The sequence below is a fragment of the Paucibacter sp. KCTC 42545 genome, assembly GCF_001477625.1.
GTDB lineage: Bacteria > Pseudomonadota > Gammaproteobacteria > Burkholderiales > Burkholderiaceae_C > Paucibacter_A.
The window spans coordinates 3525811-3541181 of the sequence record NZ_CP013692.1 but is presented as its reverse complement, the minus strand read 5'-3'; the positions used below and the strand labels follow the sequence as shown (position 1 = coordinate 3541181).

The window sequence follows — 15371 nt, the reverse complement described above, 5'->3', positions numbered from 1 at the left end:
CGGCCACTCTGCTTTTAAACTGCGCCCATGCCCAGTGCATTCTTGTCAGTCAGCGGAGGTCATGTGAAGTCTCAAAAATTCAGCCGTCTTGTTTGTAGCCTGACCATCGGCGCAATGCTGCTGCCGGCCGGTGCGGCCCGCGCCGCCGAACAAACCGTGGAGCTGCGTTCGCGCGGCGGCTACGAATCCCTGCCGCTGTCTGCGGGCACGCGGGATGTGGAGCTGCTGGAGCAGCTGGGCGGCACCTGCCGCTTCAACCGCAGCTGGGGCTTTGATCTCAGCAATAAGGAGCTGTGGGTTAACAACGGCTGCGCGGCGCGCTTCAAGATCGTTGGCAACAATCTGAACAATGGCAGCGATGGCAATAACGAAGAGGCCAAGGACAGCAGCGGCGTGAACCCTGCCGTGGCCCTGGCCGCGCTGGCGGCGATTGCCGGTGTGGCGGTGTTGGCCACGCGCGACCGCGACAACAACAATAACAACAACAACTACCCGGACGACAACGGCCCCAGCTATCCCGGTGGGCGCGACCGTGTGATCCGTGGCCCGGGTGGCATGTGCCTGGACATCGACGGCAATGCGCGTCAAGGCGCCGGCGCCATCCTGTTCCGCTGCCATGGTGGCGGCAACCAGCGATTCAGCTATGGGCGCGGCGGTGAACTGCGCGTAGGCGGCAATCTCTGCCTGGATGTGCAGGGCGGCAATGGCGATGACGGCACGCGCCTGATCGCCTGGGGCTGCAACGGTCAGCGCAATCAGCGTTGGAACTTCTACGGCAACCAGATCCGCAGCCAGATGAATGGCAAATGCGTGGATGTGCGGGACGGCCGCTTCCAGCAAGGCCAGCCGGTGCAGCTCTATCGCTGCAATGGCAGCAGCTCGCAGCGCTGGTCTTGGTAAGCCGGCCTCATCGGTCTGCTTGTCCGTCGGTCGAACAATTGCTTTGGAGAGACACCTGCTCATGAAGACGCCAAACTCTGCCCGGATCAACGCTTGTATCCTCGCCTGCAGCGCCGCGCTGGCCTTGCTGAATGCACCCAGCTTGGCCCAAGCGGCTGAACCGGCGGCTGCGCCTACACCCGCAGCGGCCAAGGCCGGCAAGCACATGGGGCAGGCCAAGCCCGCCGACCCAGCCGCTCGCCTGCCGTCGCCCAGCGCGATCCGGCGTGCTTTTGAGCGTGGCGATGCCGACCATGACGGCTTCATCAGCCTGGAAGAGTTCCATAAAGACATGGTGCAGAGCTGGCATGCCCTGGACCTGGACCAAGACGGCTTTATCTCACGCGATGAATTGATGGCCGCCGGCGGCTCCCGGCATGCCGAGCGGGTGCTGCGCGCCTTGCATCACTTTGACCAAGACGCCGATCAGCGCCTGAGCTTCAAAGAAGTGATCGGTGCGCGCATGGCCGGTTTTGACGCAGCCGACGTCAATCACGACGACAAGCTGAGCCTGCAAGAAGTGCTGGACTACGAACTCAAGGTCGGGCAGCGCTTGCTGTCCGACGGCCTGGCCATGGGCCGGACCAAGGCGCGGCCGCAGGGCAGCAAGTAAGCGGCAGCATAAAAGTAAGCGGCAGCGTAATGCGGCGAGGGGCTGGCCGAGGGCGCGCCCCCAGCCAGCGCCGCCGGTCCGGGCTAGTTGAGCGCCGGGCCACCTTCTTCGAACTTCTCACCTTTGGCCGCCATCTCCATCAGCAGTTGGGCGGGCGCGAAGCGCGGGCCATGCTGGCGCGCCAGCTCAGTGGCGCGTGCCACGAATGGCTTAAGGCCCAGGCTGTTGATGAACTGCAGCGCGCCGCCCTGGAAGGGCGCAAAGCCCCAGCCCAGGATGCTGCCGATATTGCCGTCGGCCACCGAGCGCAGCACGCCTTCTTGCAAGCAGCGCGCAGCCTCGTTGGCTTGCACAAACATCAGGCGATCGATCAACACTGATTGCGCGGGTTGCTCAGAGGCCAGCGGGTAAAGCTCGGCCAAGCCCGGCCACAAGCTCTTGTCACCGGCCTGCCAGTCGTAAAAGCCCTGGCCCACCTTTTTGCCGACGCGGCCCAGTTCGCACAGCTGGCGCAGCACGGCCTCGCCGGGGTGTTCGGTGTAGACCTGACCCTCGGCCTCCACGTCCTTGCGGGTCTGGGTTGCCACATGCAGGCCCAGGCTGAGGCTGACCTCGTCTTGCAGCGCCAGGGGGGGCATGGGCATGCCGGCTTGCAGGCCGGCCATCTCGATGGCGCGGGGGTGCACGCCTTCGCGCAACATCGCCAGCCCTTCCATCACATAGGTGGCAAACACGCGGCTGGTGTAGAAACCGCGCGAGTCGTTGACGACGATGGGCGTCTTGCCGATCTGCAGGCAGAAGTCGAAGCCGCGCGCCAGGGTCTGCGCCGAGGTTTCCTTGCCCACAATGATTTCCACCAGCGGCATCTTGTCCACCGGCGAGAAGAAGTGCAGGCCCAGAAACTGCGCCGGGCGCTGGCTGGCTTGCGCCAGGCCGGTGATCGGCAGGGTGGAGGTGTTGGACGCAAAGACCGCCGTGTCCGCCAGCTGGGCCTCGGCCAGCGCGGTGACCTCGGCCTTGACGGCACGGTCCTCGAACACGGCTTCGATCACCAAGTCGCAGCCCTGCAAGGCGGCGTAGTCGGTGCTCGGGGTGATGAGGGCCAGCAGGCGCTCGCGCTTCTCCGCGGTGGAGCGGCCCCTCTTCACCGCCTTGTCGAGCAGGTCTTGCGAATATTGCTTGCCCTTGTCGGCTGCGGCCTGGCTTTGGTCCAGCAGCACCACGGGAATGCCTGCTTTGGCGGCGGCATAGGCAATGCCCGCGCCCATCATGCCGGCGCCCAGAATGCCCAGTCGTTGGACTTGGCTGGCCGGCATATCGGCCGGGCGCGAAGCGCCTTTCTTGATCGCATTGAGCTGATACCACAGCGTACCAATCAGATTGCGCGAGGCGGGGCTGATGGCGCAGGCCGCGAAGTAGCGGGATTCGATTTCCAGGCCGCGGTCGATGTCGGTCAGCCCGCCCTCGAACACGCTGGACATGATGTGGCTCAGCGCCGGGTAATTGCCAAAGCTCTTGGCCGCCGCCATCGACGGGCCAATGGCCAGCAATTGCGCCGCCGCGGGCGAGCGTGAATCGCCGCCGGGGTAGCGGAACTTGGGTGCGTCCCAGGGCTGAATGGGCTTAGTCGTGGCGGCGATCCAGGCGCGCGCCTGTGTCAGCGCGTCCTCGGCGTTAGCGGCCAAGGCATTTACCAGGCCGCTGCTAAGCGCCAGCGCCGCCGGCACATGCGTGCCTTCGGCCATCCACTGCAAGGCTTGTTGCATGCCCACCAGGCGCGGCAGGCGCTGGGTGCCGCCGCCGCCGGGCAGCAGGCCCAGCTTGACTTCGGGCAGGCCGAGGCGGGCGCGGCCATCGTCGACCACGATGCGCCAGTGACAGCCCATCGCAATTTCCAGCCCGCCGCCCAGGCACAGGCCGTGCAGGATGGCGACCACCGGCTTGCCGCAGCGCTCCAGCCGGCGGATGAAGCTCTTGAAACGCATGGATTCGTCAAAAGCTTCTTGCGCGGTGCTCAGGGCGCGCAGGCGGTCCACATCGGCGCCGGCCAGAAAGTCTTTCTTGGCCGAGCGCAGGATCAAGCCTTTGACGCCGGCATCGCTTTCCAGCCGCGCCGCCAGGGCGATCAGCGGGGTGGCCAGCTCATCCGTCAGGATGTTCATCGAATGGCCGGGCAGGTCCATGGTGGCGACGAGGATGGCGTCGGCGCCGAGTTCGAGGTGGAGTGCCTCGGAGTTGGGATGTGAGGTGCTCATGAACTCAAACTCTTTCGATCACGGTGGCGATGCCCATGCCGCCGCCCACGCACAGCGTGGCGCAGCCGGTGCTCAAATTGCGACGTTCCAGCTCTTCCAGCAGCGTGCCCAGGATGATGCAGCCGGTGGCGCCCAGCGGGTGGCCCAAGGCGATGGCGCCGCCGTTGACGTTGACGCGATCGAGACTAAGGCCCAGGTCGCGCGCCGTCTTCATCGGCACGGTGGCAAAGGCTTCGTTGATTTCCCACAGGTCAATGTCGGCCGCCGTCATGCCGGCTTGGCGCAGCGCCTTGCGGCAAGCCGGGGTCGGGCCGGTCAGCATGATGGTGGGCTCGGAGCCGATGACTGCAGCCGCACGGATGCGCGCGCGGGGTTTGAGGCCGGCTGCGGCACCCGCGGCCTGGTTGCCCACCAGCATCAGCGCCGCTCCGTCCACGATGCCGGATGAATTGCCGGCATGGTGCACATGCTGGATGCGTTCCAGTGTCGTGTACTTGCGCAGGGCGGTGGCGTCGAAGCCCATCTGACCCATGGCGGCGAAAGAGGGATTGAGCTTGGCCAGGGTCTCCAGCGTGGTGCCGGGGCGAATGGTTTCATCCTCGGCCAGCAAAGTCAGCCCGGCAATGTCTTGCACCGGCACGATGGCGTGGCGGAAGTGGCCGGCGGCCTGTGCGGCCGCAGCGCGGCGATGTGATTCAACGGCGTAGCTGTCGACATCGGCGCGGCTGAAGCCTTCCAGCGTGGCGATCAAATCGGCACTGACGCCCTGCGGCACAAAGCCCAGGGCTTGGTTGATGCGTGGGTCCATGAACCAGGCGCCGCCGTCGCTGCCCATGGGCCAGCGGCTCATCGACTCCACCCCGCCGGCCACCACCAGGTTCTCAAAACCGCTGCCGACCTTGGCCGCGGCGAGGTTGATGCTCTCCAGCCCCGAGGCGCAAAAGCGCGACTGCGTCAGCCCCGCCACTGTCTCGGCCCAGCCGGCGTCCAGCACGGCAGTGCGGGCGATGTCGGCGCCTTGCTCGCCCAGCGGCGTCACGCAGCCCAGCACCACATCGTCCACCAGGGCGGTGTCGAGTTGGTTGCGGGCTTGGAGGGCTTGCAGCAGGCCGCGCAGCAGCCACACCGGGCTGGCCTGGTGCAGGCCGCCGTCCTTCTTGCCCTTGCCGCGCGGGGTGCGGACATGGTCGAACAGATAGGCGTCGAATGTCATGGGGAATTCCTAGTTATGAGGCGAGCGGGTCTGGCCTCAGCGGCGCGGGGCAGGGGCGGCCTGCAAGCCGGGTCACATGAAGCGCGAGGCCAGCTCTTTCATGATCTCGTTGGTGCCGCCGTAGATGCGGGCGACGCGGGCGTCGGCGTAAAGCTCGGCGATGGGGTACTCCATCATGTAGCCGTAGCCGCCGAAGAGCTGCAGGCATTCGTCCATCACCTTGCTGGCCAGATCGGTGGTCCAGGCCTTGACCAGGGCGGCGCGGGCGGCGTCCAGCTCGCCGCGCAGATGGGCGCTCATGCTGGCGTCCAGCAAGGCGCGGGCGGCCAGCACCTGGCTTTGCACCTCGGCCAGCTTGAAGCGGGTGTTCTGGAAGTCCCAGATGGTTTTGCCGAAGGCCTTGCGCTCCTTGGTGTACTTGATGGTTTCTTCGAGGGCACGCTCCATGCCGCCCACGGCCGAGACGGCGATGATCAGCCGCTCTTGCGGCAGCTCTTGCATCAGCTGCACAAAGCCCTGGCCCTCGGTGCCGCTCTCGCCACCCAGCAGATTGCTCACCGGCACCCGCACTTCGTCGAAGAACAGCTCCGAGGTGTCTTGCGCCTTCATGCCGATCTTGTCGAGGTTGCGGCCACGGCGGAAGCCCGGCACCAGCGTGCCATCGGCGTTCTCCACCTCCACCACCAGCAGCGAGATGCCTTTGGCGGCCTGCGCCTTGTCGGTCTTGCACACCACCACGATCAGATTGGCGTTCTGGCCATTGGTGATGAAGACTTTTTGGCCCGAGAGCACATAGTGATCGCCCTCGCGCCGCGCCACCGTGCGCACGTTTTGCAGGTCAGAGCCTGTGCCCGGCTCGGTCATGGCAATCGCACCGACCAACTCGCCGCGGGCCATCTTGGGCAGCCAGCGCTGCTTTTGTTCCTCGCTGCCGTAATGCAGGATGTAGGGCCCGACGATGGCCGAATGCAGGCCGCCGCCGAAGCCGCTGAGATTGGCGCGCGCCTGCTCCAGCAAGATCACCGCGTCATGGCCGAAATCCCCGCCGCCGCCGCCGTATTGCTCGGGCATGGAGGCGCACAGCAGGCCGGTGGCGCCGGCCTCCAGCCAGGTGTCGCGGCCCATCATGCCGGCCTCGCGCCATTCGGGCGAACGTGGCACCCAGCGCTCTTTGAAGAATCGCGCCACGCTGTCTTGCAGCATTTTGTGTTCTTCGCTGATCCAGGCAGAGGGGAACAGGGGCAGGCTCATGGCTTTAGGTCTCCTGGTCGGCCAGTTGCTGGCGAACCATTGTGTTGATCATGCGCAATTCGGCCAGGGTGGCGTCAATGGCGCTGCGTTTTTGTTCCAACTCGGCAATGGCCTGGCCCGTGCGTTCCAGGGTGAATTCCAGTTGCTTGGTGCGGCCTTCACCGTGCGCGCCGTAGAGGTCAAGAAACTGCTTGATCTCGGCCAGCGATGAACCCAGGCCCTTGGCGCGCTGAATCAAACTCAGCCGCGCCCGATCACGCTGGGTGTAGACGCGTGCGCCGTTGACGCGGCGCGGCGTCAGCAGGCCTTTGTCTTCGTAGAAGCGAATCGCGCGCGGCGTCAGGTCAAAGGCGCGGCACAGCTCGGTGATGCCATACAGCGCCTCGGCCGGGGCCTGGGCGCTGAGGTCTTCCACATTACGGGCAGCGGCGCGGTGCTGTTGCTGGCGGGTGTTTGCGACTGCCGACATGCGGAATCAAACCACGCGTTGCAGCTTCATCGCCACGGCCATATCGCCGCTGACCTTGAACTTGCCCATCATGAAACCATTCATGGGGTTGAGTTCGCCCTTGAGCAAAGCGGCCAGGTTTTCCAGGCTGATGGCGACGGTGCAGTCGGCGTCGCGGTTCTCATTGCTCACCGTGTTGGGCACGCTCTTGCCGTCAATCACGGCCACGCCGTCGTCACCGCAGTCGAACTTCAATACCGCGTTCAGGCCGCTGTCTTCGCTGAGTTTGCCGCGCAGGGCCTCGGTGATGGCTGTCATGTCCATGGTGTTCCTCGCTAGTTGTTCATGTCCCAGATGGGTGACGGGCAGCTTAGTCAACGCGCCTGCCGCGAGCCACATGGTATTCACCAATATGAAATCCACCTGACGTATACGGAAGCTATGGGGTTGGTGTCTCTTGCATTGGGGTCGAGCCCGGCGTGAGCGATTTGCAGGCGCCGCCTACGCAGCGCAGCGCCTCTTGGCTTGGGGCTTTGGTGGCTTGCGTGAGTCGCGCCGGGCGGGCCGGGCGCGCCATCGCCAGCCAGGCCCAGGCCTGGCCGCTGCTTGCTTTGCCGGCTTGATTCAAGCCATGCCGGGCCGGTCCTTGCGCGCCGTGTCGACTAATTCACGCAAAAACAGCGAGCGGCTCGCCACAGCCGGCCTGGCGTGGTTTTTTGACCCAAATGGCCGCTTGGCCGCTGTTCACGCGCGGGGTCTGCGCGCTATGGTTAACACCAGGGTCGGCGGCGCCGAGGTTCGGTGTTCGCCGGGATGATTGTCAGTATCTTCATTCCCCGTTCAGACCGGAGGTTCGTATGGCGCAGCACCAGATGTTCATGGGTATTTGTGGCGGATCACGACCGCGCGTTCATCGGACTGAGTGGGGCCATAGCCGGCTCTTCTTTGCCCTGAGCCTGGGGCTCGGTCTTGGGCTTGCCGCCCAGCAAGCCCGCGCGCAGGAGTTCAGCGGCTCGGGCTTTGCCTCGCTGGTGGTGGGGCGAACGACCGGCGGCTGCGTCAGCAGCGGCTTGGCGCCGGCCTTCAGCAAGGGCTGTACCCGTTACATCGCGGACTGGGGTCATGCCGGCGTCTACGGGGACGAGTTGAGTGCCAGCCCGGAGTCACGCATCGGCCTGCAGGGCACGGTGAAGTTCAACCCCAGTTTCAGCGTGACGGGGCAGGTGACGGCCCGGGGCTTGAAGGATCAGCATGCCAATCTGGAGTGGCTGTATCTGGCCTATCAGATCGCCCCGGAATGGACGCTGCAAGTCGGGCGCAAGCGCCTGCCGCTCTACTACTACTCCGACTTTCAAGACGTGGGCTATGCCTACAACACCATACGCCCCAGCCCCGATGTGTACGGCTGGGACGTGGTCAATTACAACGGCGCCAGCCTCAGCTATGCCACCGAGTTAGGCCCCTGGTCACTGCGGACCGATCTCTTGTTTGGTGCTGAGAAAAGCAGCAAGAACGCCTACTCGCGGATTTACAGCGACGCACCCAAAACGGTGGAGTGGTCGAATATTGGCGGCGCGAGCGTCGAGTTTTCGCGTGACTGGTTCACCGGCCGCGTCAGCTATGTGCGCAGCAAGTTCAAGCAGACCGATAAAGACAGCGGCGTGGTAGATGTGGCCGAGGATGGCCCCGCGCAAGAGTTTCTGGGGCTGGCGCTCAATGCTGACGTCGGCCACTGGATTGTGCGAACCGAGTTCGGTCGGGCGACCCGGAAGTCTTTGAATTACAAAGCGCAGTTTTACTTGGCAACGCTGGGCTACCGCGTCGGTGACTTCACCCTGACCGGCGGCGCCAGCTCGTACCAGGAGGACTCGTATGCCGATTCCTACACGCCGGTCAAGCTGCGCAGCCAGTTGCTGGCCCTGCGCTATGAGCTTCACAAGGGCGGCGCCCTGAAGTTCCAGTTTGACCGGGTGAGCGACTCGACCGTGACGCCGGGTGCGGGCAGTGCGCGGGTGCTCAGCGCCTCCTACGACATGGTGTTCTAAACGAGGCGGCCGCTTTTGCCGGCCGCCGAGGCGTCAAGATTCTTCAGGAGTTCAAGATGGAAGCGTTCAAGTCATTGAAGTCGGGCCAGCCGCTGGGTTGGGGGCTGTTGCTGCTGAGCTTGTGGGCGGCAGGAGCGTCGGCCCAGGTCGTCGTGATCGTCAACCCCAAGAGCCCGCTCAGCACCTTGACGCAAGAGCAGGCGGCGAGTGTGTTCCTGGGCAAGTCCTCGACCCTGCCCGGCGGCGGCATGGCGGTGCCGGCCGATCTGCCCGATGTCAGCTCGGTGCGTGAGCAGTTCTACAGCAAGGCCGCCGGCAAAACGGCCGCGCAGGTCAAAGCGGCGTGGTCGCGCCTGACCTTCTCGGGCAAGGCCGTGCCGCCCAAAGAGCTTGGCAATGCGAACGAGGTAAAGAAGTTCGTCGCGGCCAATGTGGATGCCATCGGCTATATCGAGAAGTCCGCCGTCGACAGCAGCGTGAAGGTGGTCTTGGAGGTGAACTGAGGCTCAGGCCGTGCCAGCCTGCGGCGCAGCGGTGCCGGGCGACGCCTTCGCCCGCAATTTGAGTTTGGCGTCCGCCGCTGGCAGGCCTATGCTGCTTGAATTGCATTCAAGCCGCCCGGAGGCCCGCCATGTCGCTGCGAACCCCATGTGTTCTGTGCTTGACGCTGCTGCTCAGCCTGCCGGTTCAGGCCTTTGGCCCACACGGCCATCAGACCGTGGGCGGTATTGCTGACCAGTTGTTGGCGGGCAGCAATACGGCCAAAAAGGTGCGAGCCATCCTAGGTTCGAATTTGCAGATGGCCGCCGTCTGGGCCGATTGCGCCAAGGGTGTGGGCCAAGCCAAGGTCGGCGCCCCCTTTGTCTACGACGGCTCGGGGCCTTACCCCGAATGCACGTACTACGAGAACCCGGCCAGCCAAAAAGCGATGGAGGACTTTGTGCGGCGCAATGCCACGCATTGCTATGCCAACTCCAGCGACGAGGTCTGCCGCCACAAGAGTTATCACTACACCGATGTGGCGATTCAGCGCGATCACTATGCCAAGGGCTTGGCGGGCACCAGCGACCACGACCTGATCAGCGCCATGCAGGCCTGCATCACCGTCTTGCAAGGCGCTAAGTCACCCGCGCCTTTCCAGATTGCGAGCAAAAAAGAGGCACTGCGCCTGCTCGCGCACTATCTGGGCGATGTGCATCAGCCCCTGCATGTGGTGTCGATCTACCTTGATGCAGCCGGTCATGCGGTGGACCCGGACGCTGCTGCCGGCCTGGATCCCAAGACATCCACCAAGGGCGGCAACACCTTGCTGCTCGGCGCCAGCAAGCTGCATGGCTTGTGGGACAGCATTCCGGGCAGCTTGGCCACCGACTTGCTGGCAGGCGCCGGTGTGGCTGCCGCCCGTGCCGTGCCCGCCAGCGCGGGTGAGTTGGCGCAGTGGCCTACGGCCTGGGCCACGGATACCGTGATGAGCGGCAAGCCGGCCTTGGCCGGCTTGAGCTTCGGACCTAAGGCCGCCAATGGCAGCTGGCCGGCCACGGCCGCCGCCGGCTACTGCAAGGAGCGCGCGGCCCTGCAGAAGCAGCAAATCATCAAGGCCGGCGCACGCCTGGCCGAGCTTTTACGCGCGATCTGGCCCTGAGGCGGCTTGCTGCTCGTGCTCGTTCGGGCTGGTGTCTGACGACTGCGCTTCATCAACTTCAGCGGCCGCTTCATCGCCCTCGCCGAGTTCGTCGCTGCCGTCGCTAGCGTCACTTTCCTGGGCATCGTCCGCCACGGCAGCCACCGCCGGACCACCCCGCTGCGGCGTCTTGGTCTTTTGCTTGCGCTTTTCGGCCTTGAGCTTGCGCTCGGCCTCGGCCAATTCGGCCTTGGCCTGCCATTGGATGAATTCCTCCGGCGTCTCTAGCGTGATGCGGCCCAGGATGTTCTGGCGGAATTCGTAGATCAAGACCTCGGCGGCCTTTTGCATATTGATGCGCCCGCCGCTGAGCACCGCGCCGCGCCGCTTGCCAATGGCGCCCAGCAAGTCCTCGTCATTCAGGGCGCTGATGTCGCCGAGCTTGTAGCGCTCGATCAAGGCCTGCGCGTAGTCGCGGCGCAGATAGCTGAGCAGCTCCAGCGCGACTTCTTCCTCGTCAAACGCATTGCGGCCGATGGCGCCGCTGGCGGCCAAGTTGTAGCCGCTTTCTTCCACGCTGATGCGGGGCCACAGCATGCCGGGGGTGTCGAAGAGGTAGAAGTCTTCGGCCAGGACGATCTTTTGCTCCAGCTTGGTGATGCCGGGCTCGTCGCCGGTTTTGGCGGCGCGCTTGGAAGCCAAGGTGTTGATCAGGGTGGACTTGCCCACATTGGGGATGCCGCAAATCAGCACCCGCACCGGTTTGACCATGCCGCCACGCAAGGGCGCCAACTCGCGGCAGGCCTTGATGAGGGCTTGGGCGGGTGCTTTGATGCTGGCGTCCAGGCCGATGGCGCGGGTGTCGGGCTGGGCGTTGTAGTGCGCCAGCCAGAGCGCCGTGCGCTCGGGGTCGGCCAAATCCTGCTTGTTGAGCAGCTTGAGCGTGGGCTTGCCCTCGGTCAGCTTGGCCAGCAAGGGGTTGGCGCTGGAGCCGGGGCAGCGGGCGTCCAGCATTTCGATCACCACGTCGAGGCCGGCCTTCATGCGCTCGTTGATCGCATTCCGGGTCGAATTCATATGCCCGGGAAACCAGTGGATGGCCATGTGCTCAGTCAGTCTGTCAGTGCTAGAAAGAGGCGTATTGTCCTCGACAAGTGTTTTGTAAACAGCTGTTTCGCGTCGGCCGCCTCGCTTACAGCTTGTTGCAGGCCTTTTGAGTCTTGGGCGCATGATCGCTGCAAAGGCACTTGAGCCGAGGCGATGATGAGATTTGAAGGCACGTTAAAGGATTGGAACTATGACCGCGGCTTTGGGGCGATTGCGCCCCGGCAAGGCGGGCAGGAGTTGTTCGTCCATGCGTCGGCCTTCCCTTCGGGCTCGGAGCCGCCCCAGGTGGGCGAGGCCCTGAGCTTCGAGGTGGCGGTGGATCAAAAAGGCCGCAAGCAGGTGCTGCGGGTGCAGCGCAGCGATGGCCCGCCTGCACCTCCCTCCCATGGCGACTTTCTCGCTCCGGCGGCCAATCGTGAACGCCAGCGCGCGCTGAGCCAAGGCTCCGGGCGACGTTGGTCGTTTTGGTTGCTGGTGGCCGGTGTGGTGACGCTGAGCGCCGCGGGTGCAGGCCTGTGGGTGGCGAACATCAAGTCCGGCGGCAGCGCCAACTATGCGCAGGCTGCCAAGGTGATCAAGGTCAGCAAGACGCGCTGATCAGCCGGCGCTCAAGGAGGCACTTCAATCGGTGTCTTTGCCCCAGGGCAAGCTCGCGGTCTTGCGCTCGGCGTTCTTGCGGGTGCGCAGCACGGCCTCAAAGCCCTGGCTGCCGCCGTTGACGATGCTCACTAGCAAGCCCATCACATCTTCTTTGCTGAGGCTTTCGGTATCGCGGCGGAACTGCTTGATGGCCATGGCCAGCATCTCGCGCGATACCGTCGGGTGGGTGGCCGCCACAACCGCCATGGCGCTGTAGAGATCGGGGAAGCGGCCGCACAGGGCTTTGATGCGCCTCAGCGCCTGGCCGGGTGTGCTGCGCGCTGCCGGGCCTATCCATTCCACCTCGTTGTTTGCGGCATTGAGCAAGGCTTCGAGGCAGCGAATGCGAGTCTGGAGGTACTCGCCGTCTTGCGCCTGCAGCGCCTGCGCATCGGCTTCTTCATCGCTTTCGGCCTGGTTGTAGCGCTCTTGCACCATGGCATCGAGTGCGGCTTCCAGTTCGGCGAGGGATGCGGCAGGAGGGGTGTCGGCCATGATCTTGAACTTCATCGCAGCGGCGGTGCAATGAGTTCGGCCAGCTTGGCCAAAACTTGAACGCTAGTCGGGCGGAATTGGCTTGTGGCGCGCAGAACCTGCCCGGAACGGCCAGTGGGGGCGGGAAGATCCTCTTGATTCATGTCTAGGCTTGGGCAAATATCGGCCCATCCAAAACGGTTGCGGCGCGGGGCTAAAGCCTCGGTGCCGCCTTGCAGGAGCTGCTCATGCCCACACTTTCGCTGCTGAAACCGCGCCACAAGCTGATGTTGGCGGTGGTGTGCGTGATGTTTCTTGCGGCCTGGGTGATCTGAGGCCTGGGGCCGGGCAGGGGGCGAGCGCTGAGTTCGCCTGCGGAGATGGGCGCGGCACCTCGGTGGCCTGAGGCTTGGCCGGCAGCTGGCGCCTCCCGCGCTGCTGAATGAGCCTAATCCACATACCCAAATGCCCAAATGAGAGAGCCTGCATCAGCAGGCTCTTTTTTCATCAGTCTTCGTTCTTGAAGACCAGTTTGACTTCGTGAGTCTGTTTTTCGCCGGAGGGCTCGAAGCGCCAGTCCATCAAGGCGCGGGTGACGGCCTTGTCGAAGACGCGGCGGGGTTCCGCTTCCAGAATTTCAACACCGGTGACCTTGCCATCGCCGTCGATCGACATCTTGGCTTTCACCGCACCGGTGGAAATGGACTGCTGGGCGGCTTCGCGCGGAAACTCCGGCGGCACCTTTTTGATGACTTTGGGCGCTGCGGCGTGGGCGGCGAACGCCAGGGCCAAGGCGCCGCAGAACAGGGCGATGGAGCGGGTGTTGAAAGGTACTGCGTGGGTCATGATGAAGCCTCTGGGGAGTGAGGAAGTCGTGAATTCTTCGTGTTGAAAATGGTGTGGCAAGCCAGTGAGGTTTGCAGCGAACTCAGTAGCGCGCGTGGGCCTTGGTCGGGCTGAAGAAGCCAACGGCTTCCAGCAGGCGCGAGGAGCTATTCGTCAGCGCGTCGGTCGAGCGGCCCAGCTCATCCACCAAGCTGGTGTTTTGCTGGGTGGTGCGATCCAACTCGTTCATGGCGTTATTGACCACGCCCACGCCAGCGGCCTGCTCTTGGGCCGAATGCGAGATCTCTTCGATCAGCTGGCCCATGTTATTGACCTCATCGACCACGCTGCGGATGGTGACGCCAGCGTTATTGACCAGGGCCGTACCGTTCTCGACCTTGACCGAGGATTCCTGGATCAGCACCTTGATCTCTTTGGCAGCAGCCGCCGAGCGTGAAGCCAGAGCGCGCACTTCGGAGGCCACCACCGCGAAGCCGCGGCCATGCTCACCGGCACGGGCTGCTTCCACGGCAGCGTTCAGGGCCAGGATATTGGTCTGGAAAGCGATGCCGTCGATGACGCCGATGATGTCGCCGATCTTGCGCGAGCTGGCGCTGATCTCTTCCATCGTGTCCACCACCTTGGCCACCACGGCGCCACCGGCCGAGGCCGATTGACGTGCCTTGGTGTCGATGCCGGAGGCGCGGCGGGTCAAGTCGCTGGCGCCATGCAGATTGGCGGCGATTTCTTCAACCGAAGCGGCTGTGTCTTGCAGGCTGGCGGCCGAGCGGGCCGTGCGGTCTGACAAATTGACATTGCTCTGCGCGATCTCGCTGGAGTTCTGGGCCACTTCGCCAGCAGCGCTGCTGACGCTGGACACCACGCCGGAGAGCGCGCTTTGCATTTCCTTCATCGCGTGCAGCATCTGGTTCAGCTCGCAAGTGCCATTGGGCTGAATCAGCATGTTCAGGTCGCCGGAGCTGATGGCCTCGGCAGCCGCCTGGGCGCGCTGGGCCGGCACGACGATGGATCGGGTGATCACAAAGCCGCCGCCAACACCCAGCACCACCGCCACCAGCACGATGCCGCCGGTCAGTAGCACCGAGGTGCGGGCGGTTTCGCCGCCGGACACGGCCACATCACGGGCGCGGTTGAACTGCAAATCCACCAGGGCCTTGAGGCCGTCTTGGTAGGCTTGCTGGGCCGGGCGCACATCGGTGATCAGGCTTTCACGGGCTTCGTCAGGGCTGGCGTCTTGCTGCACTTTTTCGAAGCGGGCAACGGCGGCAAAGAACTTGATCTCGCGCTCACGCACTTGAGCGATCAGGTCCTTTTCTTCCTTGTCTTGGTCCTGGGAAGCTTCCAGGCTGGCCAGCTGCTTTTCGCTTTCTTGCAGTGCGGTGGCGATGGCGGCCTTTTGCTTCTTGATCTGGCGTGCTTCATCCAGCAGCAGCAGATCGCGCGAGGCGCGGGCAATCACGTTGACATTGCTTTCCAGCGAGTTCGCAGCCGCAATCTTCACGAGGCTGGAGTTGGCGGTGCGGTCCAAGTCTTGGGCCAGGTGATTGGCCGTGTTGGCGCCGTAACTGCCGATGCCGATCATCAGCACCATCATCAGGCCGAAGCTAACCGCAAGGCGGTGGCTGATGCGCAAATCTGTCAATAGCTTCATGGGGAAAGCTTCTCCTCAACGTACAACTGTTCTTTGTAATCCGCGATGGCTCATGTTCTGGCTGCTTGTTGGCCCCCGAACATGATGATCTTGGCTGGGACTGGCCTGCAGCGAGGCTTGTCACCATTTCGGTTTGGGCGCCGCGGACTTGAGCAAAAGGTCGGTGCAGATGGAAAGTAAACCGACTGACGTGACATTTGCCGCGGGCCGCTGCGGCCCTTGCTTGTTGGCTTTGATCGGGCTCACGACGCGCCGTGTTTTTGGCGAGT

General features: G+C 64.2%; 15 protein-coding genes and 1 pseudogene. 7 read left to right on the top strand and 9 right to left on the bottom strand.

Features of this window, described 5'->3' with window-relative positions; translation table 11 throughout:
* The first annotated feature begins 63 nt into the window (after nucleotides 1–63).
* Both AT984_RS15350 and AT984_RS15345 read left to right on the top strand, forming a co-directional pair.
* Complete coding sequence (locus AT984_RS15350) at nucleotides 64–900, top strand: lectin (RefSeq protein ID WP_197418122.1); 837 nt, start codon at nucleotides 64–66, stop codon at nucleotides 898–900.
* 61 nt (nucleotides 901–961) lie between these two features.
* The gene (locus AT984_RS15345) at nucleotides 962–1552 is read left to right on the top strand and encodes an EF-hand domain-containing protein (RefSeq protein ID WP_058720842.1); all 591 of its coding nucleotides are present in this window, start codon (nucleotides 962–964) and stop codon (nucleotides 1550–1552) included.
* An 83-nt stretch (nucleotides 1553–1635) separates the two neighbouring features.
* On the opposite strand, the gene AT984_RS15340 is transcribed toward AT984_RS15345, so the two are convergent.
* The 5 genes from AT984_RS15340 to AT984_RS15320 form a co-directional block, all read right to left on the bottom strand.
* Nucleotides 1636–3807 (bottom strand): 3-hydroxyacyl-CoA dehydrogenase NAD-binding domain-containing protein, encoded by a 2172-nt coding sequence (locus AT984_RS15340; RefSeq protein ID WP_058720841.1) that lies wholly within the window; start codon nucleotides 3805–3807, stop codon nucleotides 1636–1638.
* Nucleotides 3808–3811: 4 nt separating this feature from the next.
* A complete protein-coding gene (locus AT984_RS15335; RefSeq protein WP_058720840.1) occupies nucleotides 3812–5020 on the bottom strand; it encodes an acetyl-CoA C-acetyltransferase in 1209 nt (402 codons plus the stop codon).
* A 72-nt stretch (nucleotides 5021–5092) separates the two neighbouring features.
* Entirely contained in the window at nucleotides 5093–6271 is a 1179-nt protein-coding gene (locus tag AT984_RS15330) for an acyl-CoA dehydrogenase family protein (RefSeq protein WP_058720839.1), read from the bottom strand.
* A gap of 4 nt (nucleotides 6272–6275) precedes the next feature.
* Nucleotides 6276–6740 carry a MerR family transcriptional regulator gene (locus AT984_RS15325; RefSeq protein WP_082680061.1) on the bottom strand — a complete coding sequence of 155 codons (465 nt, stop codon included), beginning with the start codon at nucleotides 6738–6740 and terminating at the stop codon, nucleotides 6276–6278.
* 6 nt (nucleotides 6741–6746) lie between these two features.
* Nucleotides 6747–7043 (bottom strand): SCP2 sterol-binding domain-containing protein, encoded by a 297-nt coding sequence (locus tag AT984_RS15320; protein ID WP_058720838.1) that lies wholly within the window; start codon nucleotides 7041–7043, stop codon nucleotides 6747–6749.
* 155 nt (nucleotides 7044–7198) lie between these two features.
* On the opposite strand from AT984_RS15320, the gene AT984_RS23035 reads away from it, so the two are divergent.
* The 4 genes from AT984_RS23035 (at nucleotide 7199) to AT984_RS15305 (ending at nucleotide 10406) form a co-directional block, all read left to right on the top strand.
* The gene (locus AT984_RS23035) at nucleotides 7199–7342 is read left to right on the top strand and encodes a hypothetical protein (protein ID WP_156422052.1); all 144 of its coding nucleotides are present in this window, start codon (nucleotides 7199–7201) and stop codon (nucleotides 7340–7342) included.
* 234 nt (nucleotides 7343–7576) lie between these two features.
* Nucleotides 7577–8764 (top strand): hypothetical protein, encoded by a 1188-nt coding sequence (locus AT984_RS15315; protein ID WP_058720837.1) that lies wholly within the window; start codon nucleotides 7577–7579, stop codon nucleotides 8762–8764.
* Between the two features lie 56 nt (nucleotides 8765–8820).
* On the top strand, nucleotides 8821–9267 hold the full coding sequence (locus AT984_RS15310) for a hypothetical protein (RefSeq protein ID WP_058720836.1): 447 nt from the start codon (nucleotides 8821–8823) through the stop codon (nucleotides 9265–9267).
* 128 nt (nucleotides 9268–9395) lie between these two features.
* On the top strand, nucleotides 9396–10406 hold the full coding sequence (locus AT984_RS15305; RefSeq protein ID WP_058720835.1) for a S1/P1 nuclease: 1011 nt from the start codon (nucleotides 9396–9398) through the stop codon (nucleotides 10404–10406).
* A 150-nt stretch (nucleotides 10407–10556) separates the two neighbouring features.
* On the opposite strand, the pseudogene ylqF reads toward AT984_RS15305, so the two are convergent.
* A pseudogene (gene ylqF, locus AT984_RS15300) lies at nucleotides 10557–11489 on the bottom strand (ribosome biogenesis GTPase YlqF); the annotation flags it as partial.
* Between the two features lie 156 nt (nucleotides 11490–11645).
* Here ylqF and AT984_RS15295 point away from each other — a divergent pair.
* Nucleotides 11646–12089 (top strand): cold-shock protein, encoded by a 444-nt coding sequence (locus tag AT984_RS15295; protein WP_058720834.1) that lies wholly within the window; start codon nucleotides 11646–11648, stop codon nucleotides 12087–12089.
* Between the two features lie 24 nt (nucleotides 12090–12113).
* Here the strand turns inward: AT984_RS15295 and AT984_RS15290 are convergent, their stop codons facing one another.
* From AT984_RS15290 to AT984_RS15280, 3 genes are all read right to left on the bottom strand, one after another.
* Nucleotides 12114–12641 (bottom strand): hypothetical protein, encoded by a 528-nt coding sequence (locus AT984_RS15290; protein WP_058720833.1) that lies wholly within the window; start codon nucleotides 12639–12641, stop codon nucleotides 12114–12116.
* Nucleotides 12642–13112: 471 nt separating this feature from the next.
* A complete protein-coding gene (locus AT984_RS15285; RefSeq protein ID WP_058720832.1) occupies nucleotides 13113–13451 on the bottom strand; it encodes a TonB family protein in 339 nt (112 codons plus the stop codon).
* An 82-nt stretch (nucleotides 13452–13533) separates the two neighbouring features.
* Nucleotides 13534–15102 (bottom strand): methyl-accepting chemotaxis protein, encoded by a 1569-nt coding sequence (locus AT984_RS15280; RefSeq protein WP_058720831.1) that lies wholly within the window; start codon nucleotides 15100–15102, stop codon nucleotides 13534–13536.
* Nucleotides 15103–15371 lie beyond the last annotated feature (269 nt).